The organism is Flexivirga sp. (genome assembly GCF_051955415.1).
In the GTDB taxonomy this organism is placed as follows: Bacteria; Actinomycetota; Actinomycetes; order Actinomycetales; family Dermatophilaceae; genus Flexivirga.
Window position 1 is genome coordinate 60,988 of record NZ_JBQCGS010000078.1, and the last position, 25,234, is coordinate 86,221.

The window sequence follows — 25,234 nt, forward strand, 5'->3', positions numbered from 1 at the left end:
TAACGCCGAGCGACATCGTGTGCCCTACTCATAGAGCCACCGTGAAAGCCAGCGCCTCGACAGCCGCCGGAGGGCGCCAGTGGAGCTCTTCGACGATCGAGACCGGTTGGCTGTTGTTGTGGCGTGCCTCAATGATCGTTTCTGCCGCCGACTCATCAGCCACTGAACGATCGACGAGGCAAACGACGATCGGTGTGGTGATGTCGTTCAAGTACCTGATCGCTCCGTAGCGATCCAGGATCGCCATCGCGCACGACTCGGGCAGCGCCTCCCCTTCACCGAGTCGCGCAGACGAGATGATTGGGGTCGACCACGTCGCGGCCCGGGGCTCGAACGGCAAGACGTACGTGCCCATCGCCGTCCCAGATGCGCCTTCGGAGACCCCGTCCCCGACCAGTGCCGCCAGATCCTCACGAAGCCACTTGCTCGTACCGACGAGGGCAAGATCCATCGGCGGCGCGGCGAGCCGCTCCAGCCACGAGGCCGAAGCGCCGGTTAGCTCAGCCAAGTAGCCACCGCTAGGCACGTCACCAACAGTGGACTCGCAATCGCCATCAAGGACGGTCACCGCCAGGTAGCGATCGGCCGGCAAGAGCTTGCCGCCGGTAAGAACCCGGGGCCCACTTGAGTGAGGCTCCAGTTTAGTGAACTGTCCCGTGACGATCAGCCTGTCAGTCACGGCCCGCAGGTAGCTCGATCGCTCCGATGCCTCGAACACAGCGATGGGCTCCTCAAGCACGGGAGCAGGGCACGAAAGCATCCAGCCAGAGCCGATGAGAGCAGCGACGTAATCGCGGCGAGGGACAGAAACAGCCAGCACCAGCTGCCGCCCGTCGAGCTTCGGGAGATACCGGCGCAGCAGCGATCCGAGGCTGACGAAGGCGCCGACCCATGCGCCGGCGATCAGCGGATCGGTTGGTGCGTCTGCAAGGCCCAGGAGCGTGCGCGGGGAACGCACAGTAGGCTCCGCCACGCCGCTCCCTCCGCAGTAAGTCGCGGCTCGCTCCGCAACGGAGTCGACTCTAATTCGCAGGTCCGACACATTCGGCTGAAACCAACGCATCGGCACCCATTTCGCCGTGCCAACAACGGCCGTCGCCTGCACCGAATGCGTCGCCCAGACGAAGCCTAGGCACGCAACCGATCGGTCAAGGTCCGCCGCGATCACTTCGTTCGGATCTCAAGCGCTGAGCGCCTCGTCGGCCGCCGACTTGCGGTCTGCCTTGAGCAACGCAGCCTTGATCGCCGTCGCGAGCGACTGGGCAAGTGGCGGCGGAACCGCATTCGAGACCTGCTCGACCTGGGACGAGAGGGTCCCCTCCAACACAAAGTCGTCCGGGAATCCTTGCAGGAGCATCGCCTCGAAGATGCTGATGCGTCGACGGCCCTCGGGATGCACATGGATCTCACGGTGGCCATAGGCCACCGTGGGACTCGGCTTATCCCACTCCAGTCGCCGGAAACTGCGCCCCGAGCGATCTGCTCCACCCGGGCGAGAGAAGCGCTTGGACACTGGTCGCATCGTCCAATGGTTCTCGTGGTGCGGAATGGACGACTTCTCAAGATCGCGGGCGAAGAACGCGGGCTCGGGTAGATCACCGATGACAGATCTAACGGTGAGTCCGCTTGCCGCCATCTTTTTCGGCATGAAATCGCGAGCGACCGCCCCTTCCCGGAAACCAGAGATGATGACGCGATTCCGGGCCTGGGGGACGCCGTAGTCAAGTGCTGAGTATTCGTTCACGTCAGGCGTCAATCCAAGTTCCTTGAACTTGGCGAGAATGCCGCGGAAGGTCACTGAGTGTTTCGCATCGCGGATGCCCAGGACGTTCTCAAACAGGACGAACTCGACCTTGTACTTTCCCTGGAGTGCCGCAACGATTTGGAGGTAGAGCAAGGGGAGCCGGTTTCGCGGATCGTTCGCCTCCGAGGCCGTGTTGGCCCTAGAGAAGCCCTGACACGGTGGCCCGCCAATCACGCCGATTGACTCTCCCGGCTCCAGGAGTTTCTCCAGGTAGGCCATGACGCCATCGGGGCCGAGGTCCTCGAGGTCCGCCGCAACCGACGTCGCTTCCTTGAAATTCCTCTTGTGCGTTTGGATGGCCGCGGGCGAAAGGTCGACAGCGAACGTCAGCGGGAAGCCGGACTTCTTGAAGCCGAGGTCCAAGCCCCCAGCGCCGGAGAAAAGGCTCACGATCTTGGGCAACGCCATGCTGTCTCCCGTTCGATGTGCGTCGCACCGGGGTCAAACAGTCGGCGCTTACTCCTCTGTGGCCCACAGTTGCCCCGCGTCGGACGCGGCTGACAAGGGTGACACTAGCGCTAACCAGCGACGCTATTGGCGAGAACCTACAGGCCAAGTCCCGGCTCCAGCCCAAGGACGGCGCTCCGCCGGCACTGCGATTCCGGTCCGCGCAGCCGCGCGAGCGCGGCCTCCTCACGGGCGCGCTCGAGGCGCTGGTTGTCGTCAGGGGGTTGGTCGCCGAGCGGGTCACGGCTGGTACGCCGTAGCGGTCTCGGTAGGCGGCGACGGTGATGACCTGTCGCAGCCAATGGCCACGGTCACCGGCCGAATCGCCGAGTTGCTGGACCCACGGCGCGCGCTCCTTTATGGCGGTCAGCGCGAGTATGCGTGCGCGTTGCTCGATGAGGGCCTTGCGCTCGTTGATGGCCTGGCCCATGTCGGGTGCCAACGGGCCGAGGGGTTCGGGGATGAGTCCGACGATCATCTTCGTCCTGCGTCGGACCGGTCTTGATCGCGGACCTGCAGTGGCGAGCCGGAGGCGGTGCCGCAGCACGGCGGCCACACCATCCGCGTGTCAACGCTGTGCCGAGCGGCCGCAACCGGGAGGATGCGCTCGACGTCTTGGCCGTTGGCCTCGGCTCGCCGGAGTTCGGCAGCGAACGTGCCGTAGGCATCGGAGGTGAGCACACCGTCCCGCTGCTCATCGGTCGGCCCACAAGTGGTGAGCAGGCGTGCACAGCGCGACCGATTGGTGAGCGCCAGTCGAGGCGACCTGATCACGGTGCCTCTATCGCCTGCGCACTACCTCGAACTATGGCCTCGGCGTGATCTTGACTCTCGCCGTCGAGTGGCCGAAGTCATGCGAGACGTGTCTGGTTACGCGACCATTCCGTCACCGCACGTTGTCCGGCAGACTGAGGCGCGCGGGCTGGTCGGCACCTGGGTGGATCCCTCGACGCCGATGCCGCGCGGGAAGGACTTCTTGGGCCGCGGTGCGGCACGCCTTTCGGCGGCCGGACGGACGCTTTCGCTTCCTCGAAAGCGTCGCTTCGCCAGACGGCGCAGTGCCAGAGGGTCCCGCAGTCGATCCGCTTCCGGGGTGGGAGCAGGCACCTGCACATCCTGATTGGGAGTGGCTTCAACTCTTCGGCCTGGATGAACCGTTTCCAGAAGAACTCGGGTTCGATCGCACATCTGAGGACCGATTCGGCTGCTCCCAAAAGACCACGAACTTCGTGTCCGAGACTGGCTACGCTCGCACCCTGACGAGCGTAGGCGTCTCCAGGACATGGTCGTGGCTGAGGAGTTTGAGTCCGTCCGTGAATATGTCGAGACGGTGTGCCGCGAGAGACGAGTCCAACCGCCAGAAGCGCTCAGGACCGGGAACTGGGGCCCGGAGTCGGCGGAGGCCATGCGCGCTCTCGTCAGGTCGATGCCCTCAGCAGATGTGTGGTCGACCCTGCGGTTCCTCAAGCACAGGGACCGCCGAGGTCATGCCCCACATGTGCTGATCGAGCGACAGCGATCAGGCGGCGTTGGAGTCCAGTTGCCAACTGCGCTTGGACAGGCCGTGCCAGAAGCCGTCGATGACGGTGCGTGAGCCGGAGCCGTCGGCGGACGCGGCACCGAGGGCGACATACAGCGGCGCCCAGTGCTCGGTGCGCGGGTGCGCCAGCTGCGCAGCGGGTGCGGTGTGGCCGAAGTCCAGCAGCGCGTCCAGGTCGCCGGCCGCCATCGTCTCGGCGGCCCAGTGGTCGAACTCGGTCATGAACGACGTGGGCGCCGCGTCGGCGCTCGGCTGCATGCAGCTCAGGTTGTGCGTGGTGAAGCCCGACCCGACGATCAACGTGCCGTCGTCGCGCAGCGGTGCGAGTTTGCGACCCAGGGCGTACAGCTGCTGCGGGTCCAGTGTCGGCATCGACAACTGCAGCACCGGCACGTCGGCCGCCGGGAACAGCTCGGCCAGCGGCACGTAGGCACCATGGTCCAGGCCGCGGCCCTCGTCCCGCACCAGCGACTGGCCGGGCGTCGCGATCAGCTTGGCGACGTCGTCGGCCAGCCCGGATGCCGTGGGCGCGTCGTACCTGACGTCGTAGTACTTCTGCGGGAACCCCCAGAAGTCGTACACGAGGGGAGCGCCGGTCGTCGAGCTGACCGCGATGGGCGCGGACTCCCAGTGCGCGGAAACCACCAGGATCCGCTCCGGCCGGGGCAGGTCCTTGCCCCAGGCGCCGAGCTCGGCGGTCCAGCGGGCGTCGTCGGCCCGGGGCGGCGCGCCGTGGCGGAGGAAGAGAACGGGCTGGCGATCGGCGGTCATACGGTCCATGATGACAACAACAAATTAAACATTCAACTAATTCCCCGGGCACGGCGGACGGACCTCGTCGACGTGCCGTCGCAGCCACCGCGGTAGGGGTCTCTCGCCCGGCGTGCTTAGACTCAGCCCCGTTCGCACGTCGAAGCAGTGACGAATCCACTGCACGTCGGACAGGAAGCGAGAAGAACGAGAGTGGCGCGCAAGCTTGTCATCGTCGAGTCGCCCGCGAAGGCGAAGAAGATCGGCGGTTATCTGGGGGACGAGTACGTCGTCGACGCGAGCGTGGGGCACATCCGTGACCTGCCCAACCCGTCGGAGCTGCCCGCGGAGATGAAGAAGGGCCCCTACGGCAAGTTCGCGGTCAACGTGGACGAGGGGTTCGACCCCTACTACGTCGTGGCGGCGGCCAAGAAGAAGAAGGTCGCCGAGCTCAAGCGGCTGCTCAAGGACAGCGACGAGCTCTACCTCGCCACCGATGAGGACCGTGAGGGCGAGGCCATCGCGTGGCACCTGCTGGAGGTGCTCAAGCCCAAGGTGCCGGTCAAGCGGATGGTGTTCCACGAGATCACCCGTGATGCGATCCAGCACGCCGCCAACACGACCCGTGACCTGGACGACAACCTGGTCGATGCGCAGGAAACCCGCCGCGTCCTGGACCGGCTCTACGGCTACGAGGTCAGTCCGGTCCTGTGGCGCAAGATCCGCCGGGGGCTGTCCGCCGGTCGCGTGCAGTCGGTCACCACGCGCATGGTCGTCGAGCGGGAGCGCGAGCGTATGGCGTTCCGCTCGGCCTCCTACTGGGACGTCGAGGGTGAGTTCGCGCCCTCCGGCAGCTCCGCGCAGGCGTTCACCGCCAAGCTGACCGCCCTGGACGGCGCCCGCGTCGCCACCGGCCGCGACTTCGATGACCGGGGAAATCTCAAGAGCGACAAGGTGTTCCACCTGGACGCCAAGCAGGCCAACTCGGTTGCCGAGTCGGTCGCCGCGGGTGTCGCTGCGGTCAGCTCGGTGCAGGAGAAGCCCTACACCCGCCGTCCGAGTGCGCCCTTCACCACCAGCACGCTGCAGCAGGAAGCCGGCCGCAAACTACGGATGAGCAGCAAGGCGGCCATGAGCGTCGCCCAGCGGCTCTACGAGAACGGCTACATCACCTACATGCGCACCGACTCGATCACGTTGTCGGAGTCGGCAATCCGCGCCGCGCGCTCGCAGGCCCGCGATCTGTACGGCGCCGACTATGTGCCCGACCAGCCCCGCCGCTACCAGGGCAAGGTCAAGAACGCCCAGGAGGCGCACGAGGCCATCCGCCCCGCGGGCGACACCTTCCGCACCCCGGCGCAGGTCGCCGGTGAGCTGCGCGGCGAGGAGTTCGCGCTCTACGAGCTGATCTGGAAGCGCACCGTCGCTTCGCAGATGGCCGACGCGCGCGGTAGCACCGCCACGGTGAAACTCACTGTGCCGATTGATGATTCCGGTGTCGCCAAGCAGTCGGAGTTCACGGCGTCCGGCACGGTGATCACCTTCCGCGGCTTCCTGGCGGCATACGAAGAAGGGCGCGACGTCGAGCGCAACGCGACCGGCGACGACACGGGCACCCGGTTGCCCAAGCTGGCCGAGGGTGTGGCGCTGGACGTGCTGCGAGCCGAAGCGGAGGGGCACCAGACCAGTCCGCCGCCGCGTTACACCGAGGCCACCCTGGTCAAGGCGATGGAGGAGATGGGCATCGGTCGCCCGTCGACATACGCCTCGATCGTCGGCACGATCCAGGACCGCGGTTACGTCGGCAAGCGCGGCACCGCGCTGATCCCCACCTGGACCGCCTTCGCGGTGATCCGGCTGCTCGAGGTGCACTTCCCGTCGCTGGTCGACTACGACTTCACCGCCTCGATGGAGGAGGGGCTGGACCGCATCGCCGCCGGCGACGTCGGCCGGGTGGACTGGCTGACCCGCTTCTACTTCGGCGACGGCAACGACAGCACACCGGGCCTGCCCACCAGCGGCCCGGACGGCAACGAGGGCCTGCAGGAGATGGTCGAACACCTGCCCGAGATCGACGCGCGCGGCATCTCCACCATCGAGATCGGCGACGGCGTCGTGGTCCGGGTCGGCCGCTACGGTCCGTATGTCGAGGAGGTCGTGCCCGAGGGCGTCGACGCGAAAACCGGTGAGGTCACGACGGATTCGGCGGAGGCGCCCAGATCGCGTCGCGCGACGATCAACGACGACATCGCGCCGGACGAGATGACGCCGCAGAAGGCGCGCGAACTGCTGGCCGCCGCCGACGACGACGGGCGCGTGCTGGGACAGGACCCGGCCACCGGACACGACATCGTCGCCAAGGCGGGCCGGTACGGGCCCTATGTGACCGTGGGGCGGCCGGCGCCGCCGGCGCCGGCGGCGCCCGCCGATGGCGCCAAGCCCAAGCGTGCCAAGAAGGCGGCCGGTCCGAAGCCGCGGACCGCCAGCCTCTTCAAGGACATGGATCTGGCCACCATCGACCTGGACACGGCGCTGAAACTGCTCAGCCTGCCGCGCGTGGTCGGCACGGTGACCGAGGGCGAGGGTGCGGACGCCACGCAGGTCGAGATCACCGCGCAGAACGGCCGCTACGGTCCCTACCTCAAGAAGGGCACCGACTCGCGGTCGCTCGCCGACGAGCAGCAACTCTTCGACATCACCCTGGAAGAGGCGCTGGCCATCTACGCCGAACCCAAGCGGCGCGGCCGGGCGGCGCAGCCGCCGTTGAAGGAGCTGGGCAACGACCCGGTGTCCGAGAAGCCGGTGGTGGTCAAGGACGGCCGATTCGGTCCGTACGTCACGGACGGTGAGACCAACGCGACGCTGCGCCGCGGCGACGACCCGGCGTCGATCACACCCGAACGCGGCTTCGAGCTGCTCGCCGAGAAGCGGGCAACGGGCCCGACGACGCGAAAGCGGGCAGCTAAGAAGACCACCAAGAAGGCTGCGAAGAAGACCACCGCCAAGAAGACGACCGCCAAGAAAGCGACGACGAAGAAGGCGGCGGCGAGCAAGTCCGTGGACTGACCCCGACCGCCATACGGTCGTCCGATTCGTGTGTTCTGCGAGAACTTGTACGATGCCCCGGAACCAACAGGGGACCGTCACCGTCACAGGTTCGAATTTCACGTAGGACATCAACGGAGGAAAGTCATGTCCAGCAACATGTTTCGTCGCACCCTGGTCGGTGCTGTCGCCATCGCCGGTGCTATGGGACTGGCTGCCTGCAACGGCGACACCGCAAGTGTGACCACGCCGACCGGTTCGGCGCCGGTTGCCACCTCGACGGCGGCCGCGCCGACCCAGGCGTCACCGAGCACGTCGGAGTCCGCGCCGTCGGAGTCGACCACGTCCAGCTCCGCCACCAGTGAGGAGTCCAGCCCGAGCGAGACCTCGTCCAGCTCTGCGGCGGCAGGCGGCGCCAAGGACACCACCACCAAGGTGACCCCCGACGGCACCAAGCTGAAGTTCGGCCAGGCCGCGGTCATCGACGACGAGTCGGATGGCAAGTACAAGCTGACGGTGAAGTCGATCGAGGCGGCGCCGAAGTCGGCATACGCTGCGGCCAACCTCAACGAGACCAACGGCAAGATGTACTACGTCAAGTTCGACGTGACGAACCTCGGCGGTGCGAAGTACGGCTTCCGGGCGACCGCCCCGAACCAGTTCTTCCTGAAGCCGGTCTTCGACTCCTCCGAGAAGGGCCGCGCCGGCGGCTCGCCGTTCCAGGACCTGCCCGGCGGCTGCAACAAGGCGTCCTACGACGAGATCGCGGTCGGCAAGAGCGCCTCGGCCTGCTACTACTACCAGGTCACCGGTGCCGCTCCCACCAAGGTCATGTGGGACACGTACAAGATCGAGATCGTCTGGTCCAAGTGACGCAGTGATCGTGAAAAGGCCCCGGCGAAGCATCTCCGCCGGGGCCTTCTCGCATGACCCGTCCGACCCTGGTCTCAGGGTGTCGGCTGACCGAAGCCGAGCGGCTCACGCGTGAACCGATAGGTGGCCCAGTTGCATTGCTTCACCGAGCCGTCGTCGCGGCGTCGTACGACGAGGCGCTCGCCGCGTTCGCGACCACTCACAGTGCGGTAGACGTCCTCGCCCTCCGCTTCGAAGACCGAGACCGGGGAGTCCGCGGGCGCGCCGGCCAGCCGGGCAGTGAGCTTGCCCTCCCTGATCGCGAAGGTGAACTCGGCGCCTTCGGAGAACCATTGGCCGACAAGGGGTTTGAGTGCGGCCGGTTCGACAGTGCCCGGGACCCACGGCTCGGGCAGCTCCGGGTCGTGGGTGAGCGCGTAGGCGCCCAGCTTGATCGCGGTGCCGGCCGGGTCCTTGGAGATCGAGTTGTTCATCAGCACCGCGCCGGTGGTGCCGGACTCCGCCTCGGAGAAGAAGCCGGTGATGCCACCCGGCATACCACCGGTGTGCCCGAACCAGATGCGACCGTCGCGACGTTCGAGCTCCAGGCCGAGACCCCACGCGGTGTTCCAACCCGGGTCCGCCGCGATCTGGGGTTGCCGCATCTCCTCGACCGTGTCGGGGGAGAGGATGTCCTCGTCCGGGTCGAGCAGGAACCCGTGCCAGCGCACCATGTCGGCCAGCGTGCTGGCGAGGACGCCGGCCGAGTCGGTGGTGTTCTTGGCCAGCACCGGCTCCTCGACGGGTACGTCGGTGAATGGCGGCACGTAGTAGAGACCCGCCCGCGGCGCGATGAGGCTGGTCGTCGTGCGGCGCAGCTCCAACGGGTCGAGCAGGCGCCGCTGCAGCGACTGCTCCCAGCTGCCGCCGTCGAGTCGGGCGACGACCTCGCCGAGCAGCGCGTAACAGAGATTGGAGTAGTGCCAGCGGTGGTGCGGGCGCAGCACGCGCTCCGCCTCGTTCCAGCCGGAGATCAGGCCCTCGTGGTCGGGGAACTCCAGGGTGTCCCAGACGTCACCGACCGGTTCGCGCTGCATGCCGCTGACGTGGGCCAGCATCTGCCGGATGGTCACCTGCCCGTGGGTGGTGCCGGGCACCAGCTGGTCGACCGTGTCGTCCAGGCTGAGCCTGCCCTCGTCGCGCAACTGCATGATCAGCACCGCGGTGAACGTCTTGGTGTTGGAGGCGACGAGGAACTGCGTGTCGTCGCCGAGCGGCACGCTCGGGTCGGAGAGATCGGCCTGCCCGACGGCGGTCGACCACACCAGCCGACCGTGCCGGGCGACGCCGGCCACCAGAGCCGGCGTCCGACTCGCACGCTGGGCGTCGATGGCGGAGGCGGTCAGCGCGCGGGTGGTGGATTCGCGCAGGGGAGAGGAGCTTTGCGTCATACGACCAACCTAGGGGAGAGCCGCGCGGTCGGCGCTCGCGCACCTGTCGGGCGGTTCGCCTCCGTCACCCCACGAAGTTCTCCTCCGCTGCACACCCCCGATACTTCGCGGGGGCCCCGACTACGCTTCGGATCGTGTTCATAGCGTTCGAGGGCGGCGACGGAGCGGGCAAGACCACCCAGATCGAGTTGTTGCGCGAGCGGCTGGCCGCCGTCGGGTATGACGTGGTGGTGACCCGCGAACCCGGCGGCACCGAGCTGGGCGCCGACATCCGCCAGGTGCTGCTGCACGGCGGTGACGTCGCCCCGCGGGCGGAGGCGCTGCTGTTCGCGGCCGACCGGGCGCACCACATCGCGACGGTCGTGCGTCCCGCCCTGCGGCGCGGCGCCATTGTGCTGCAGGATCGCTACATCGACTCCTCGGTCGCCTATCAGGGTGCCGGTCGAGAGCTCGATCCGCTTGAAATCAAACGGCTTTCGCTGTGGGCGACCCAGGACCTCGTGCCTGATCTGACCGTGCTGCTGGACGTGACCCCGCAGGACGGGCGCCGGCGGCGGGGACAGGTGCACGACCGCCTGGAGTCCGAGCAGGACGACTTCCACGCGCGGGTCCGCGAGCACTACCTGCAACTGGCCGCTGCGGAGCCGGGGCGTTACCTCGTGGTGGATGCCAGCCTGCCTCGTGAGGAGATCGCCGCGATCGTCGCCGAGCGGGTGGGCCGGCCATGACGGTGTGGCGGGACGTCATCGGTCAGGACCAGCCGGTCGCGACCCTGCAGGCGGCGGTCGCCGATCCCGCCCGGATGACGCACGCCTGGCTGTTGACCGGACCCCCGGGCTCCGGTCGGTCCACCGCCGCACGGGCGTTCGCCGCCGCGCTGGAGTGTCCGCGCGGTGGGTGCGGCGAGTGCCACGAGTGCCGCACGGTGCTCGACCGCAGCCACGCCGACGTCACTGTGATGGCGACGGAGGGTCTGTCGATCCAGGTCAAGGACGCACGCGAGCTCGCCGGCCTCGCGCAGCGCCGGCCGAGCGTCGGGCGGTGGCGCGTCATCATCATCGAGGACGCCGACCGGCTCACCGAACGCGCCGCGGATGCGTTGCTCAAGGCCCTGGAGGAGCCGGTCGCACGCACGGTGTGGCTGTTGTGCGCGCCGTCGCTGGAGGACGTCATCATCACCATCCGTTCGCGCACCCGGCATGTCCGGCTGCGCACGCCGCCGGTGGAGGCCGTCGCGCGATTGCTGACCGATCGGGACGGGATCGACCCGCGCATCGCGGTGGACGCCGCCCGCGCGGCGCAATCGCACGTCGGCCTGGCGAAGCGACTCGCGACGGACGAGTCGGCGCGTGCCCGACGGCGCAAGACCCTGCTGCTCGCCGGGCGCATCCACGGTCTCGGTGACGCCATGTCCGCAGCCGCCGACCTCGCCGCGATCGCGGGTGAGGAGTCGACCGCCTCGTCCGCCGAGCGTGACGCCGCCGAGAAGGAGCGGCTGATGGCGCAGCTGGGCGCCGACCCGGCGGCGCGCACCCAGCCACCGCACGTGCGCTCGCAGCTGTCGGCGCGGGAGAAGGAGCAGAAGACCAGGGCCACCCGCTTCAGCCGGGATGTGATCGACCGGTCGTTGGTCGACCTGCTGTCGATCTACCGTGACGGGCTGGTGGTGCGCGCCGGATCCACCGTGCCGCTCATCAATGCCGATCTCGCCGACGAGGTGCAGCGCCTGGCCGACGGTCGCAGCAGCGAGCAACTGTTGCAGGCGATGGACACCATCGGCACCGCCCGGGAGCGCATCGAGGCCAATGTGCCGCCGTTGCTCGCGCTGGAGGCCATGATGATCGGTCTGCGCGCGCCGTCCTCGGGCCTCGGCTGAGCGTCCTCGCGCCGGTGACTCAGAGCAGTGTGCGGTAGCCGGCGAACGTCTTGTGCGATCCGTCCGGAGCGTGCGCGGCACCCAGCGGGGTGAAGCCGCAGTGCTCCAGAACCCGACGCGATGCCCGGGTTCGTGATGGCGACCCGGGCATCCACCGTCCTGGCGCCGCGTTGCGCCGCCAGCTCGAGGGCCTCGCGCACACCCCAGGTTGCGACGCCACGGCCCTGTGCCGCCTCCGCGACCCGGTAACCGAGTTCCGTCTCGCCAGGTTGGTCGATGTCCGTCACGTTGATCCGGGCCACGATGCTGCCGCCGGCATCGACGACGACGCAGGGCAGCGACCGCCCGTCGTCGTTCTCCGCCACCCGGTCCGCCAGCCGGTCGTCGAACTGCTCGAAGAACTCATCGCCGCGGTCACCGATCCGTGCCGCGAAGAACGCGCGGTTGTCCCGTTCGAAGGCCTCCAGCGCGGCAGCGTGGTCCCTGCTGAGCAGCTCGAGCCGGAGCCGCGCCTTCGATCCGGTCATCACACCAGCGTTCGGCAGCCGGCGGCGGCGAGCAACCGAATTCCGCCGACTTCCTGGCGCTGGACGCTCGTGGGTGAGGCCGCGGAGCAGCACGTCCACACCGTGGTTGCGGCGGTATGACGTAACGTGCAGCGCATGGTGCGTCGACGGTCCATGGCCGGTCTGCTGAGTGTCGCGGTCGTGGGGCTGGCAGTGGCCGGCTGCAGCAGCGGGTCGGGCGCGAGCGCGTCGTCCGGGGCGTCGTCCGGGGCGTCATCGCCGTCGTCGGCGCCCGGTTCGGCCCAGAGCCCGTCAGAGGGCGCCGGCCGGTCCGGCACCGCATCGGGTTCGGCCGCCGGTGTGCCGGCCGGCCTGTCGAAGTTCTACGACCAGCAGCTGAGCTGGTCCGACTGCGGCCCGGCCAAGTGTGCCGAGCTGACCGTGCCGGTGGACTACGCCCGGCCCGACGGCCCGACCATCAAGCTGGCGGTCGACAAGGTGGAGGCGTCCGGTGACCGGAAAGGCTCGCTGGTGGTCAATCCCGGGGGACCGGGTGGCTCCGGAGTCGACTACGCCGCTGCCGCGTCCTCGGGGTACGTCGTCAGCAAGGACGTCCGGTCGGCATACGACATCGTCGGTTTCGACCCGCGCGGGGTGCAGCGGTCGGCGCCGATCACCTGTTACGGCGATGCGCAGCTGGACCGCTATCTCGGTGAGGACCCCACCCCGGACACCACCGCCGAGCAGCAGCAGGTGGCCAAGGACAGCCGTGCGTTCGGAGAGGCGTGCGTGGCGAAGAACGGCAACCTGATCAAGCACGTCTCGACGGTCGAGGTCGCCAAGGACATGGATGTGCTGCGAGCCGCCCTCGGCGAGGACAAGCTCGACTACCTGGGCAAGTCCTACGGCACCTTCATCGGGTCGACCTATGCGGGGCTGTTCCCCCAGCGCGTCGGCCGCTTCGTGCTGGACGGTGTCGTGCCGCCGGACATCAGCAGCACCGAGATGAGCCTGGGGCAGGCGAAGGGTTTCGAGCAGGCCACCCGGTCCTACGTGCGCGACTGCGTCGCGCAGCGCAACTGCCCGCTCGGCGGCAGCCTCGACGAAGGCATGGCGCGGATCCGCAGCTTCCTGAAGCAGGTCGACGCCAAGCCGTTGCCGGTCACCGGTGAGGGTGACGTGACGGAGTTGACCGAGGGGTGGGCCTCGCTCGGCATCGCCGAGGCGATGTACGACAAGACGTCCTGGCCGACGTTGACCGACGCCTTCCAGGCGGCCTTCAACGGTAGCGGCGACAAGTTGATGGCATTGGCCGACCAGTACGCCGAGCGCACCAGCAACGGCACCTACGACGGCAACATCATGCAGGTGATCAATGCGGTCAACTGCCTCGACCGGGGTGGATCCGCGGACTTGGCGACCTACCGCAAGGACGCCAAGGCGTTCGCCGCGGTCGCGCCGACCTGGGGGCCGATGCTCGCCTGGGGCGGTCTGGCCTGCGGGGAGTGGCCGGTCGAGGCGACGGGCAAGCCGGAGCGGATCACCGCGAAGGGCTCGGGCCCGATCCTGGTGGTCGGCACCACCCGTGACCCGGCGACGCCCTACGAATGGGCACAACGGCTCGCCAAGGAACTCGCCAACGGCCACCTGCTGACGTATGACGGCGACGGGCACACGGCATACAAGATGGGCTCGTCGTGTGTGGACGGCGTCGTCGACGACTACCTCCTCGACGGTACCGTGCCGGCGCCCGGAAAGGCTTGCTGACATGGGTTACTCGGTGCAGGACGTGCCGGTTCGTGGCGGCGCGTTGCGCGTCGGCTGCTGGCAGGGCGACGGGCCGGTCGAACGCGTCATCCTGGCGGTGCACGGCATCACCGCCTCCCACCGCTCCTGGGGTCTGGTCGCCGACTCGGTGGCTCCCGGGACACTGATCCTCGCGCCGGACCTGCGCGGCCGCGGACGGTCCGGTGCGCTGCCCGGGCCGTCGGGTATGTCGCAGCACGCGACCGACTGCCGCACCGTGCTGCAGGAGCTGGCCGACGGGCGGTGCGACGTCGCGGTCGGTCACTCGATGGGCGGCTTCGTCGCCGCGACACTCGCCGGGCAACACCCGGACGCCGTCGGCAGCCTGTTGCTCGTCGACGGCGGTGTGCCGTTCGAGCTGCCCGACGGGGCGGACCTGGCTGCGACGATGCAGGCCGTGCTCGGACCGGCGGTCGAGCGACTCTCCCTCGAGTTCACCAGTCGCGCGGAATACCAGCGGTTCTGGCAGGAGCACCCGGCGTTCGCCGACACATGGAACGGCGCCGTCGCGGACTACGTCGACTACGACCTGGGCGACGAGGGCCCGCCATACCGCAGCACGGTGGCCGGCGACCTGATCACCGAGGACTACCCGCAGATGTTTGCCGGCGGCCCCACTGAGCTGGCCTGGCCGGCGGTGACCGCGCCGACGGTCTTCCTGCGCGCACCGCGCGGCCTGCTCGACGAGGAGGGCGGTCTCTATCCGCCGGCGCTGCTGGACGACTGGGCCACCGGCCGGCCGAACTTCACCTGGCGTGCGGTCCCGGGCGTCAACCACTACACGATCACGTTGAGCGGCATGGGTGCGCACGCGGTCGTCGACGCCGTCGCGGAGTTGCTCGCCGACGAGGAGGCGATGTAGCGCCTCAGCGCGATCGGGCCGGCACCGCCGATTCGGTGTCCGGGGCATCTCCTGCGTATACTCGTCGCGGCCTTCGGCACAGCCCGTCGGCCACGCCGCCTTAGCTCAGTCGGCCAGAGCGATTCACTCGTAATGAATAGGTCGTCGGTTCGATTCCGACAGGCGGCTCCGCGTGACGGCGCGGTCTGAGAGAGATCTCGGACCGCGCCGCTTTCGTTCGTTAGCCATTTGTTAGCCATTGATCGGTGCGACCGCGCTCGACTCGTAACTCGCGAATCTACCTTCCGTCCTCGCAGAACGCGGTCAGAAGCTCTGCGAGGCACGGATGATGACAACCCGACAGCGCGCTCGACCGCGGCGGCGACGCCCTGAGGATTAGGAGATCTTGCCGTCGAACGCTGCGACCGGCCCGTCGAATGCAGAGACGTCGGAGACCTGCACCGTGATCTGGTCGCCAACCGTCGCGCCGTAGGCGATCTTCCAAGAGACGGAACGGCCGGGGAGGACGGAGGCCGACGGTGTATCGCCGACGTTGTCGTCGTAGACCGAGTCCGCTTCAGCGTCACCGATTTGTGCCGAGACATCGATGAGGCTGGGATTCAGAGCCTTGTTAGCGGATGTGTTCTTCACCGTGACGGTCAGGATTCGGTACGTCGGGTGCTTGTTGTCCATCGCTGCGTATTCCGATGGTGTGTATGGCGCCGGGGCACTGACACTGACCGACCAACTCTTGAACTTGTACGTGTCTCCGAATTTCACGACGCTGATCCCGCCGGAGCCGTCGTCAGCAGAGTCGTCTGCGGCAGCTGTGTCAGCTGCGGTAGGTGCCTCCGCAGCGGCCGCACTTGCCGGTGCCTTCGCCGGAGCGCTTTCGGTGACGGTCTTCGTGACGACGGACTGTTCGACGGCAGACCCGTCGCTGTTGCAACCGGTGAGCATCAGTGCCGAGACAGCTGCGATGAGTGTTGCAGATGCGACAGTGAGGTGTTTCATGTGGATGCCTTCCCCCTGGTGACGGTGCAGGAAGTTTGCCGTATCCGATGCCCACGTGAGCGCAAAATGCAGAAAGTCATCCGCACAATCTGCCTCCCCACGCGGAGGGAAGTGAGTGGTGGGCCGTCCCCGCAACTCCTACCGCTAACGATGCTTGTTCGGCCTCGCGTCGGAACACCGAGCTTGTTCCCTTGCCCCCTCTCATTGTCGATAAAAGAAAAATAGCAGATATATGAAAATACGGACGATGCCCGGGCTGACTGTCGCCGTTGACTTCCGTCACTCGTAATGAATAGGTCGTCGGTTCGATTCCGACAGGCGGCTCCGGCGATGCCCTCGACGTATGTCGGGGGCATTCTCGTTGTCGGGCCGGTTGCTGCTACGCCGCCGGAGAGTGCGATGGCAGCGGTCAGAGCCGGCGGATCGGCAGGGCCGTCTCCACGGCGATGTCGCCGTCACGCACCAGGTGATAAGCGCCCGCGCCCTCCTTCTCCGACACCGCCTCCACGAAGTCGGTCCCGCGGTAGAGCACCCCGGCGCCGTCGTCCGTGCAGTAGGACTCCGGCAGCGTCCCGTCCGCCACCAGCCGCTGCATCAACGGCCGGCGGCGCTCCTCCGCGTCGTAGTGCACGCCGTTGCCGTAGGGCAGCAGGCCGAGACCGTCGGTGACCGGCTGCAGCTCCGGACCGAAGGAGTCCGTCGTACCGCCGGTGTGCCAGCAGATCGAGCCGGCGCTGACACCGGTCAGCACGACGCCCGCCTGCCACGCGGCACGCATCGCCTCGTCGAGACGGTGCACGCGCCATACGGCCAGCAGGTTGGCGACCGACCCGCCCATGACCCAGACGACGTCCTGGCCCAGCAGGTGCTCGGCCGGGTCGGCGACGTTCGGCATCCCGAAGAGCTGCAGGTGGGAGTGGTCGTAGCCGGCCGCCCTGGCCGCCTCGGCGAGCGCGTGCAGCACGTGCGGGTTGTCGCCGGTCGCTGTCGCGACGGTGCACAGCCGCGGCGCGCGACCGGTGACACCGGCGAGTTCGACTGCGAACTGGGTCAATTCGCTGAATTCGAAGTAGGTGCGTTCACCAGGGCGCAGGCCTCCGGAGGTGGCGAGGATGGTGGGTTCGGCAGGCATGCCCGGACGGTAGCGCAGCGACATACGCCCACGCACTCGCATTGATGCCCCGGTCCCGGGCAGCTGCCGGGGCCGGGGCATCAGATGCGCGCGACTACTTGACGACCGTGACCACCACCGGGTCGGAGACCGCCACGGCACCGTCTGCGTCGGTGTAGCGGGCGGCGATGCGGTGCTCACCGATCGCCGCGTTCTTCGGCAGCCGGTAGTCGGCCTTGCCGGCACCGTTCGTGGTGACGGTCGCGACCGGGGCGCCGTTGTCGAAGAACTCCACGGCCACCTTCTTGGCCTTGCCGTGCTCCGGGGTGACCCACGCGGTCAGTTTGGTGCCGTTGCCCTTGCCGGAGCGCTGCACGGTGTCCTGAGCCTCCAGGCGCACACCGGCCGAGCTCACCGGAGGCGCTTCGACGGTCACGTTCACCTGCGCGGAGGTGCCGGTCGTGTCTCCGGTGACGGTGAGCGCGGCAGTGCCGGCGGGCACGCCGTCCGGCAGGGTGACGCTCACGCTCGCGGTTCCGGTCTCGTCGTCCTTGGCCGTGCCGACCGTGTTGTCCACCGGGAACGTGCCGAGCTTCGTGTCGCCCAGGCTGACCGTCACCGAACTGTCGTGCACGGTGCCGGTCGACATCGCCAGCGACGACAGACCGAAGGCGACCGTGTCGCCTGGCCGGTATGCCGAGGGCGCTCCGGCGGGGAAGTGGACACCGACCGACCGCTGCGAGTTGTCAACCGGCAGAGCCGATTCCGAAGCTTGTGCGGCCATGTAATCGACCATGCCCTGCAGGTCGGTCTGCCCGGTGTCCTTCTTGTGGGCGCCGTTGGCGAGCTCGAAGAAGTTGTCACCGCCGGTGGCCAGGAAGGAGTTGACCGTCACCGAGTACGACGCAGTGGCGTCGATCGGGGTGCCGTTCAGCCGCATCTGCCGGATGTGGTCACCGGCTGCGGCCGCCGGGTCGTAGGTGTAGGTGAAACCCTTGGAGATGCCCAGTCGCAGGAAGGGGCGGGATGCGCCGGCCGGCTGCCACTGCTGCTCCAGGACCTGCTTGATCTGCGCCCCGGTGAGCGTCATGTTCACCAGCGTGTTCGCGAACGGCTGGACCGTCGCGGCCTGCTTGTAGGTCAGCACCGTCGGGTAGCCGGCGTCGTTGGTGCCGACCATGTCGGCTCGCAGGCCACCGGGGTTCATGAACGCGATCTGCGCCGAACCGGTCGTCGCCGACTCGGTGGCCCACCGCTGCGCCTCGGCGACCAGGTTGCCCAGCGTCGACTCGCCGCCGCGGTTCTCCACCCCGGTGGAGTCCTTGGCACGGTTGAATGGCCCGGCGATGGTGCCGAGCGGCTGTTTGCCCAGCACGTCAGCGTTCGCCACGGCCTGGGAGACGATCTGGCCGACGGTGCCGTCGGCCGCGTAGTTGGGCACCCAGACGGTCTTGGTCGGGTCCTTCGGGTCGGGCACCTGCTTGGTCAGCGCGAGGGTGTCGGACTGCACGCCGGTGACTTGGCCGGCCGCGGACACGGTGAAGTTGAGCTGGTCCAGGTTGTAGCCGTACTGACCGGCCGACACGACCGGGCGCTGGGTGACTGCCCGGCCCGCCCAGCCCGGCACGTTGACCATGCAGTTGTAGGTCAGGTGGGTGTGACCGGAGATCACCGCGTCCACGTTGTCGTCCAGCCCGGTCACCACCTTGCCGAAGTCGTTGCTCGGATCGGTGACCGAGGCGCAGTCGGTGGTGGGTGCGCCCTCGTGCACCAGCATCACGACCAGCTGCGCGCCCTCGTTCTGCTTCAGGTTGTCCGCTGCCGTGTTGACGGCTCCGGCGATGTCGGTGATGTTCAGATCGGCGATGCCGCCGGGGGAGACCAGCTCGGGCAGGTGCTCGGTCACCGCGCCGACGAAGCCGACCTTGACGCCGTTCAGCTCCTTGACCCAGCTGGGTGCGAGCGCGTCGGAGCCGTCCTTCAGCTTGACGTTGGCGCCCAGGTACTTCCATTGCGCCCCGCCATACGGGTTGGTGTCCTTGTCGTACGGCGCCATCACCCGGTTGACCAGGTCGTCGTAGCCCTGGTCGAACTCGTGGTTGCCCACCGCGGAGACCTGCAGACCGGCGGCGTTCAGGGCGTCGATCGTCGGCTTGTCGTGGGCGATGAACGACTCGAACGTCGAGGCGCCGATGAGGTCGCCGGCGGCAGCGAACACGGTGTTGGGCTGCTTGGCGCGCAACTCGTGCACCGCACCGGCGAGCACGGCGGCACCGGCTTCCTGACCGTTGGCCTGGATGCGACCGTGGAAGTCGTTGATGCCCAGGATCTGCACCTGGGTGTCACCGGCGGCCGCGTTCGCATGGCTCGGTGCCGCCAGCGTCATACCGGTGGCCATCACCAGGGAGCCGACCACCGCCGTCCCCAGTCGAAATGCTCTCTTCGTCACGCCGCACTCTCCTGCCGATCCGTTGGTCCTGGGCAGCGTCGCGCATAGCACGGATCTCTGCCAGAACTCGGAAGAGTAGTTCAAGGAACGCTGTGCAGACCCGGGAATGCGGCAAGCGGTGTGCTGACACAATGGCGCCGTGGGAAACGTGCTGGTCGTCGGTGGCGCCAACGTCGACATCGTCGCCCAGTCGACGGCTGCCTTCACCCCGGGCACCAGCAATCCGGGACGTGCCTACTCCAGCGCGGGCGGCGTCGGCCGCAACATCGCGGCCAACCTCGGCCGGCTGGGCGTCCCCACCACACTCGTCGCCGCCTTCGGCAACGACACCTTCGGGCAGCGCCTGCGGGCGGAGACCGCCGCGGCCCGGGTCGATCTGACGCGCTCGGTCGACCTGGAGATGCCCAGCGGCAGTTACCTGGCGATGCTCGACGTCGACGGTGAACTCGTCGGGGCGGTCTCCGACATGGCGGCCGCCGAGTCGTTGCGTGCCGAGCACGTGCCCGCGGACGTCATCACCGCCGCGTCATACGTCGTGCTCGATGCGAACCTGTGCGTGGACGTCCTCGAGCACGTATGCCGCACCGCGGCCGCTGCCGGTGTTCCGGTCGTCATGGACCCGGTGTCGGTGCCCAAGGCCGACCGGGTCGCCAAGGCGCTGCGGGCGGGTCCGGTGCACACCCTCACCCCCACCCGCACCGAACTGATCGCGCTCACCGGCGAGGACGATCTCGAGGCAGGTGTCGCGGCGTTGCACGCGCTGGGCGTCGGCCGGGTGTGGGTGCGCGAAGGCGCGAACGGCTCAACGCTTTTCACCCCGACGTCGATCACTCAGATCGCAGCGGTCGCCGCCGAAGTGCAGAACGTCACCGGAGCCGGCGACTCGATGGCCGCGGCATACGTGCACGCGCTGATCGCCGGCCACGACGAGGTGACCGCGGCCCGGCACGGGGCCGCCGCGGCATACCTGACCATCACCAGTGAGCACACCGTCCGGCCGGATCTGTCGTCCGCTCTCATCGACGGCATCCTCCCCGACGTGCTGACCCGAGATCTGACACCCGCACATCCGAAGGAGCAACGATGACTTGCGCGACCGGCGCTGTCCCGCACCCGCGCCTGCAGTTGACCGACGAGGTCCGCGACGCCATCGCCGAAGGACGCCCGGTCCTCGCGCTGGAGAGCACGATCATCAGCCACGGGATGCCCTACCCGGACAACGTGACCATGGCCCGCGAGGTCGAGGCGCTGATCCGTGCGGAGGGTGTCGTGCCCGCGACGATCGCGGTGCTTGACGGCGTGCCGCGCATCGGTCTCACCGACGGCGACCTCGAAATGCTCGGCGAGGCAGGAGAATCGGTCACCAAGGCCAGTGTGCGCGACCTGGCCTACGTGGTGGCCAAGGGCGTTCACGGGGCGACCACGGTGGCGGCGACGATGCGGCTGGCGTCCCTGGCCGGCATCCGGGTCTTCGCCACCGGCGGACTCGGTGGGGTGCACCGCGGCGCCGAGCGGTCGATGGACCTGTCCGCCGACCTGACCGAACTGTCGCGCACCCCCGTCGCTGTCATCTCGGCCGGCGTGAAGTCGATCCTGGACATCGGTCTGACGCTGGAGGCGATGGAGACCTTGTCCATCCCGGTCATCGGCTATCAGACCGACGAATTCCCTTCGTTCTACTCACGATCCAGTGGGTATGCCGTCCCGATGCGTGCGGACAGTCCGCAGGAACTCGCGGCGATCATGGCGACCCAGTGGGAGCTCGGCATCACGGCCGGCTTCGACATCGCCAATCCGATCCCGGCCGCGGACGAGATCCCCGCCGAGCAGATCTCCGGCATCATCACGCAGGCACTCGCCGACATGGCCGCGCGCGGCATCACCGGGAAGGACACCACACCGTTCCTGCTGGGCCGCGTCGTCGAGCTGACCGGTGGCGCCTCGCTGACCGCCAACATCGCGCTGGTCAAGAACAACGCGTTGCTCGGCGCCCGGCTGGCGACCGCCTACGCCGACGCGCTACAGGCACGCTGATCGAGTGGCGAGGCAGGTCAGGCACGCTGATCGAGTAGCGAGGCACGAGCGTATCGAGATCAAGTGCGCAGACAGCTGCACAAACCCGGGGTGAGAAACGGTCCGGCAAGGAGCCGGTGCACAATGGAGGGGTGATTGCGACCCTGTTCACGAAGCTCGACCAGAACAACGGGCACCCCATCGGGATGGGCGTCACCTTCTTCGGCATCTGCCTGTTCATGATCGCCCTGTTCGCGTTGATCATCTGGGTCGGCAAGCAGCGCGACAAGCGCCGCGGCGGTCCGCCGCAGGCGCCCCAGTTACCGCTGCTGGTCAAGAAGGACGAGGAGCGTGAGCGGCGTCGTCAAGCCGGTCACTGAGGCCATCGCGGCGCTCGAAGCAGCGCGCACCATACCTGTCGCACCCGGGGCGCCCTGCATTCCCGGGGCGGTCGGTCTGCTCGCCGTCGGCGCCGACGTCCTGACGATCCACGCCACCGGCTTCGCCGTGTTGTATGACGACAGCGGCGCTGCGCTGCCGGAGGCGGCACGGACGCCGATGGCCGTCGACAGCGTCTTCGACGTCGCGTCCCTGACCAAGCTCTTCACCGCGACCGTTGCGATGCAACAGGTGGAGGCCGGTGCCCTCGACCTCGACGCGAGCGTGGCCGGCTACCTGCCCGAGTTCGGGGTCGGTGGCAAGGCCGGCATCACAGTGCGTCAACTGCTGACCCACACCAGCGGCCTGGAGTGGTGGCTGCCGCTCTGGCGCGATGGGCCGACACGTGAGGAGCGCATTCTCGCGGCGCTGACCCACCCGCCGGCGACGCCGCCCGGAGCTCGGTTCGTCTACAGCGACGTGAACCTGATCACTGCAGGTGTCCTCCTCGAACGGCTCGGCGGGGCGCCGCTGGACGTGCTCGTGCGCGATGGCATCACCGCGCCGCTCGGCATGCGGGACACCGGATTCCGCACACAGCTGGAGCACGTGTCGTGGGACCGGTTCGTGGCGACCGAGATCGAGCAGGACGCCGGCCGCGGACTGGTGCGTGGCGCGGTCCACGACGAGAACGCCTGGTCGCTCGGTGGTGTCGCCGGGCACGCCGGCATCTTCTCCACCGCCGCCGACCTGCTGCGGTTCGCGCAGGTCTTCACCGGGGACGACCCGCGGATCCTCAGCGGCGACAGCGTGCTTGCGATGACGACGGATCTCAACACCGGCATGGACGACGACGCTCACGGCATCGGCTTCGAGATCGATCAGCCGCGCTACATGGGCGAGCTCAGCGGGCCCCGGACCATCGGGCACACCGGCTTCACGGGCACCTCGCTGGTGGCCGACCTGTCGACCGGGGCGAGCGCCATACTCCTGACCAACGCGGTGCACCCCCGCCGTCCGCCGACCTCGATCAACACCTTGCGGGCGAGGTGGGCGACCGGTGCTGCGCGCTCACTGGCGTGAGTGGACCTGTCCCCGGCGGATGTCGGTCCCGATGATCAGTGCGGTCCGTGCGCTACACCGGGGTTCTGTGAGCCGGGCAGGCTGGTGGCGAGGTAGTCGAGCGCGTCAGCCGGAGCGGGCGCGGGGCTGAAGTCGAGTCCGTCCCAGGACACGTGATCGCCGAAGTCCCAGACGGCGCTGCCGATGTAGCGCGGATCGTGCACCGCTCCACTGGCGTTGATCGCGGCGACGGCCGCCCTGGAGTAGCTGACCATCGGATAACCGGTCGCGCCGGTGGCGTCGGGCAGGCACTCGCCGACGGCGTCCGGACCCGCGCTGCATGCCGTGAACTCGTGCGCGGACGCCGAGGCCGGGATGCCGAACCCGTAGCGGATGTGCAACCGGTTCGCCCACCGTGTGGTGTTTCCGGCTTCCTGGCGGGCCGCCGAGGTGTAGTCGGCCAGGCCGTTCAGCGTGCCGGCCGGTGCCTTGCTCAGGTCGTACAGCGAGTCCATCAGGTAGCCGTTGCCGTATGTCGTGAGGATGTCGCGCACGTTGGCCGCCGATTCGCTGCCCGGCCGGATCGCCTCGGCGAAGGTGAACACCGAGTAGAACCGGCCGCGCGGATGGGCGGCGTCGACGCAGCCATACGGGTCGTGCGCCGGGTCGCCGGCGTGCTGACCGGCGAAGTTCTTCGCCAGTTGCAGGTAGAAGTAGTACTGGCCGTTCTTCGTGGTCACGTCGAACGGCTCGAGGTCGAACTGTATGCCGGCCACGTGCGGGTCGGCGCACACCTGGGCCGCGACCTTGCCCGCGAACCCGGCGGCGAGGCTCGGGCTCAGCTCGTTGAAGCCCTGCAGGTAGCCGCGGGCGTCGGTGCGGCCGTCGATGATCGGCGAGATGGTGAACGCATCGGGGTCGGCGGCGGCGAACGCGTCGTAGTAGGCCGCGGTCCTGGCGGGGCCACCCCCGCCCGCGGTGTAGGTGGAGTAGAGGTCGCCGGCGGTGCAGCGGCGCCCGTCGTTGTCGGGGCAGTACATCTCCATGTCGGCGCCGTAGCTGTAGACCTGATGGAGTGCATGGCCGGCTCCGGCTCGCGCGTTGTACGACCTGATCGCGTCGATCCAGGTGCCCGGCTGTGCCGTGTCGTAGACCCAGGCCGAGTTGGCCTTCGGTGGGAAGGGTTTGCTGTGCTCGGCACTGGCCGCCGCGGGGGTGCTCAGGCTCATCCCTGCGGCGAGCGCTGCCACAGCACCCAGGGCGAGCGCTCGGCTCGGGCGGATCGGCCGATGTGGACTCGCCATGTGGACTCTCCCGTTGTCGATCGTCGGAGCCAGGCTTAGCAGAGCCGATGGCGCGCCACAAGGCCTCGCGTGGTCAGGCCGTTGAGCGCACCCGCCGCAGCACGGCCTCGGCGACGTCGTCGGCGTTGACTTCGGGGAGCCAGTGGCCGGCGCCCTCGAGTTCGACGAATTCGTAAGGCGCCGAGACGTATTCGGCCGATTTCTCGGCTGCCTCACGACCCAGGGCGAAGTCCCGGGAGCCCCACACGTAGCTCATCGGGACGATGATTTTGCCGGTGCGGGTGGACGGGTCAGGGTCCTTGCCCGACGGCAACGCCGCCCGGATCTGTCCGGCCAGCATCGAGCGGTACCAGCCCAGCGGTCCGGTCAGCGACCGTGGCGTGGAGAAGCGGTCGGCATACTTCTGGGCGTCCTCGGGCGACATGCCGGTCTTGACGTACATCTGGGGGAGTTGGCGCAGCACGCTGCGCTCGGCGATCCAGGGCAGTTGGAAGAACGCCATGTAGCTGCTCTTGCGCCACTGCGTGCTGTGTCGCATCGCCCACATCAGCGCCTCCGGGTGTGGTGTGGACAGTGTGGTCGCCGACATGAGCCGGTCGGAGTGTGCTTCGGCGAGCCGCCAGACGACCGCCCCACCCCAGTCGTGGCCGACGACGTGGGCGGTGTCGGCGCCGGCGGCGTCGAGCAGGGCGATGACGTCCTTGGCCAGCTCCGAGAGCGGGTATGCCGTGCGGGCGCGGGGCGCGGCGCCGGGGGAGTAGCCGCGCTGGTCGGGCGCGAGCACCCGATACCCGGCCGCCACCAGCCGGGGCGTGAGCTTGTCCCACGCGTGGCGGTCCTGCGGGAACCCGTGCAGCAGCACGATGACCGGTGCGTCCTGGAACCGGAGTCGGAGACGTCGAAGACCAGGTCGCCGCGGGTGTAGGTGTCCATGGATCGACGGTAGTCCAGGCGCCGATCGCCGCCCTATGCCGCTCGTGACGCA

19 protein-coding genes, 1 tRNA gene and 1 pseudogene are annotated in these 25,234 nt (G+C 68.4%); 11 read left to right on the top strand and 10 right to left on the bottom strand.

Annotated elements, in window-relative coordinates:
* Positions 1-28: 28 nt before the first annotated feature.
* From ACTHL4_RS13390 to ACTHL4_RS13400, 3 genes are all read right to left on the bottom strand, one after another.
* Positions 29-958: a hypothetical protein gene (locus ACTHL4_RS13390; RefSeq protein WP_440283261.1), complete on the bottom strand. Its 930-nt coding sequence runs from the start codon at positions 956-958 to the stop codon at positions 29-31.
* A gap of 222 nt (positions 959-1,180) precedes the next feature.
* Positions 1,181-2,212: a DNA cytosine methyltransferase gene (locus tag ACTHL4_RS13395; protein ID WP_440283262.1), complete on the bottom strand. Its 1,032-nt coding sequence runs from the start codon at positions 2,210-2,212 to the stop codon at positions 1,181-1,183.
* 1,558 nt (positions 2,213-3,770) lie between these two features.
* Entirely contained in the window at positions 3,771-4,562 is a 792-nt protein-coding gene (locus ACTHL4_RS13400) for a dioxygenase family protein (protein WP_440283263.1), read from the bottom strand.
* 192 nt (positions 4,563-4,754) lie between these two features.
* Between ACTHL4_RS13400 and topA the strand changes: the two genes are divergently transcribed.
* Positions 4,755-7,607 (top strand): type I DNA topoisomerase, encoded by a 2,853-nt coding sequence (topA, locus tag ACTHL4_RS13405; protein ID WP_440283264.1) that lies wholly within the window; start codon positions 4,755-4,757, stop codon positions 7,605-7,607.
* Between the two features lie 126 nt (positions 7,608-7,733).
* On the top strand, positions 7,734-8,459 hold the full coding sequence (locus tag ACTHL4_RS13410) for a hypothetical protein (protein ID WP_440283265.1): 726 nt from the start codon (positions 7,734-7,736) through the stop codon (positions 8,457-8,459).
* Between the two features lie 74 nt (positions 8,460-8,533).
* Here the strand turns inward: ACTHL4_RS13410 and ACTHL4_RS13415 are convergent, their stop codons facing one another.
* Entirely contained in the window at positions 8,534-9,889 is a 1,356-nt protein-coding gene (locus ACTHL4_RS13415; RefSeq protein ID WP_440283266.1) for a serine hydrolase domain-containing protein, read from the bottom strand.
* A 134-nt stretch (positions 9,890-10,023) separates the two neighbouring features.
* On the opposite strand from ACTHL4_RS13415, the gene tmk reads away from it, so the two are divergent.
* Both tmk and ACTHL4_RS13425 read left to right on the top strand, forming a co-directional pair.
* Complete coding sequence (tmk, locus tag ACTHL4_RS13420; protein WP_440283267.1) at positions 10,024-10,617, top strand: dTMP kinase; 594 nt, start codon at positions 10,024-10,026, stop codon at positions 10,615-10,617.
* Positions 10,614-11,765, top strand: coding sequence for a DNA polymerase III subunit delta' (locus tag ACTHL4_RS13425; protein ID WP_440283268.1), 1,152 nt, complete (start codon positions 10,614-10,616; stop codon positions 11,763-11,765). The genes tmk and ACTHL4_RS13425 overlap by 4 nt, the downstream gene beginning before the upstream one ends.
* Positions 11,766-11,947: 182 nt before the next feature.
* Here ACTHL4_RS13425 and ACTHL4_RS13430 read toward each other — a convergent pair.
* Positions 11,948-12,292, bottom strand: a pseudogene (locus ACTHL4_RS13430) (GNAT family N-acetyltransferase); the annotation flags it as partial.
* Positions 12,293-12,427: 135 nt separating this feature from the next.
* On the opposite strand from ACTHL4_RS13430, the gene ACTHL4_RS13435 reads away from it, so the two are divergent.
* From ACTHL4_RS13435 to ACTHL4_RS13445, 3 genes are all read left to right on the top strand, one after another.
* Positions 12,428-14,038, top strand: coding sequence for an alpha/beta hydrolase (locus ACTHL4_RS13435; protein ID WP_440283269.1), 1,611 nt, complete (start codon positions 12,428-12,430; stop codon positions 14,036-14,038).
* 1 nt (position 14,039) lies between these two features.
* The gene (locus ACTHL4_RS13440; protein ID WP_440283270.1) at positions 14,040-14,939 is read left to right on the top strand and encodes an alpha/beta fold hydrolase; all 900 of its coding nucleotides are present in this window, start codon (positions 14,040-14,042) and stop codon (positions 14,937-14,939) included.
* A gap of 94 nt (positions 14,940-15,033) precedes the next feature.
* A tRNA-Thr gene (locus tag ACTHL4_RS13445) sits at positions 15,034-15,107 on the top strand.
* A gap of 207 nt (positions 15,108-15,314) precedes the next feature.
* Here ACTHL4_RS13445 and ACTHL4_RS13450 read toward each other — a convergent pair.
* The 3 genes from ACTHL4_RS13450 to ACTHL4_RS13460 form a co-directional block, all read right to left on the bottom strand.
* Positions 15,315-15,878: a hypothetical protein gene (locus tag ACTHL4_RS13450; RefSeq protein WP_440283271.1), complete on the bottom strand. Its 564-nt coding sequence runs from the start codon at positions 15,876-15,878 to the stop codon at positions 15,315-15,317.
* Positions 15,879-16,341: 463 nt separating this feature from the next.
* A complete protein-coding gene (locus ACTHL4_RS13455) occupies positions 16,342-17,064 on the bottom strand; it encodes a Type 1 glutamine amidotransferase-like domain-containing protein (protein WP_440283272.1) in 723 nt (240 codons plus the stop codon).
* A gap of 94 nt (positions 17,065-17,158) precedes the next feature.
* A complete protein-coding gene (locus ACTHL4_RS13460) occupies positions 17,159-19,492 on the bottom strand; it encodes a 5'-nucleotidase C-terminal domain-containing protein (RefSeq protein WP_440283273.1) in 2,334 nt (777 codons plus the stop codon).
* A 139-nt stretch (positions 19,493-19,631) separates the two neighbouring features.
* On the opposite strand from ACTHL4_RS13460, the gene ACTHL4_RS13465 reads away from it, so the two are divergent.
* The 4 genes from ACTHL4_RS13465 (at position 19,632) to ACTHL4_RS13480 (ending at position 22,966) form a co-directional block, all read left to right on the top strand.
* Positions 19,632-20,579, top strand: coding sequence for a carbohydrate kinase family protein (locus tag ACTHL4_RS13465; RefSeq protein ID WP_440283274.1), 948 nt, complete (start codon positions 19,632-19,634; stop codon positions 20,577-20,579).
* On the top strand, positions 20,576-21,526 hold the full coding sequence (locus ACTHL4_RS13470) for a pseudouridine-5'-phosphate glycosidase (RefSeq protein WP_440283275.1): 951 nt from the start codon (positions 20,576-20,578) through the stop codon (positions 21,524-21,526). The genes ACTHL4_RS13465 and ACTHL4_RS13470 overlap by 4 nt, the downstream gene beginning before the upstream one ends.
* A gap of 131 nt (positions 21,527-21,657) precedes the next feature.
* Complete coding sequence (locus tag ACTHL4_RS13475; RefSeq protein ID WP_440283276.1) at positions 21,658-21,885, top strand: hypothetical protein; 228 nt, start codon at positions 21,658-21,660, stop codon at positions 21,883-21,885.
* Positions 21,857-22,966, top strand: a complete 1,110-nt coding sequence (locus tag ACTHL4_RS13480; RefSeq protein WP_440283277.1) for a serine hydrolase domain-containing protein — start codon at positions 21,857-21,859, stop codon at positions 22,964-22,966. The genes ACTHL4_RS13475 and ACTHL4_RS13480 overlap by 29 nt, the downstream gene beginning before the upstream one ends.
* Before the next feature lie 35 nt (positions 22,967-23,001).
* On the opposite strand, the gene ACTHL4_RS13485 is transcribed toward ACTHL4_RS13480, so the two are convergent.
* Together ACTHL4_RS13485 and ACTHL4_RS13490 are read right to left on the bottom strand one after the other, a co-directional pair.
* Positions 23,002-24,249 carry a hypothetical protein gene (locus tag ACTHL4_RS13485; RefSeq protein ID WP_440283278.1) on the bottom strand — a complete coding sequence of 416 codons (1,248 nt, stop codon included), beginning with the start codon at positions 24,247-24,249 and terminating at the stop codon, positions 23,002-23,004.
* A 73-nt stretch (positions 24,250-24,322) separates the two neighbouring features.
* Complete coding sequence (locus ACTHL4_RS13490; protein ID WP_440283279.1) at positions 24,323-25,111, bottom strand: alpha/beta fold hydrolase; 789 nt, start codon at positions 25,109-25,111, stop codon at positions 24,323-24,325.
* Positions 25,112-25,234 lie beyond the last annotated feature (123 nt).

Coding starts and splice junctions, on each gene's coding strand:
- ACTHL4_RS13395 (WP_440283262.1), bottom strand. CDS start 2,212: ATGGCGTTGCCCAAGATCGTGAGCCTTTTCTCCGGCGCTGGGGGCTTG.
- ACTHL4_RS13400 (WP_440283263.1), bottom strand. CDS start 4,562: ATGACCGCCGATCGCCAGCCCGTTCTCTTCCTCCGCCACGGCGCGCCG.
- ACTHL4_RS13410 (WP_440283265.1), top strand. CDS start 7,734: ATGTCCAGCAACATGTTTCGTCGCACCCTGGTCGGTGCTGTCGCCATC.
- ACTHL4_RS13415 (WP_440283266.1), bottom strand. CDS start 9,889: ATGACGCAAAGCTCCTCTCCCCTGCGCGAATCCACCACCCGCGCGCTG.
- ACTHL4_RS13425 (WP_440283268.1), top strand. CDS start 10,614: ATGACGGTGTGGCGGGACGTCATCGGTCAGGACCAGCCGGTCGCGACC.
- ACTHL4_RS13435 (WP_440283269.1), top strand. CDS start 12,428: ATGGTGCGTCGACGGTCCATGGCCGGTCTGCTGAGTGTCGCGGTCGTG.
- ACTHL4_RS13440 (WP_440283270.1), top strand. CDS start 14,040: ATGGGTTACTCGGTGCAGGACGTGCCGGTTCGTGGCGGCGCGTTGCGC.
- ACTHL4_RS13450 (WP_440283271.1), bottom strand. CDS start 15,878: ATGCTCACCGGTTGCAACAGCGACGGGTCTGCCGTCGAACAGTCCGTC.
- ACTHL4_RS13455 (WP_440283272.1), bottom strand. CDS start 17,064: ATGCCTGCCGAACCCACCATCCTCGCCACCTCCGGAGGCCTGCGCCCT.
- ACTHL4_RS13470 (WP_440283275.1), top strand. CDS start 20,576: ATGACTTGCGCGACCGGCGCTGTCCCGCACCCGCGCCTGCAGTTGACC.
- ACTHL4_RS13485 (WP_440283278.1), bottom strand. CDS start 24,249: ATGGCGAGTCCACATCGGCCGATCCGCCCGAGCCGAGCGCTCGCCCTG.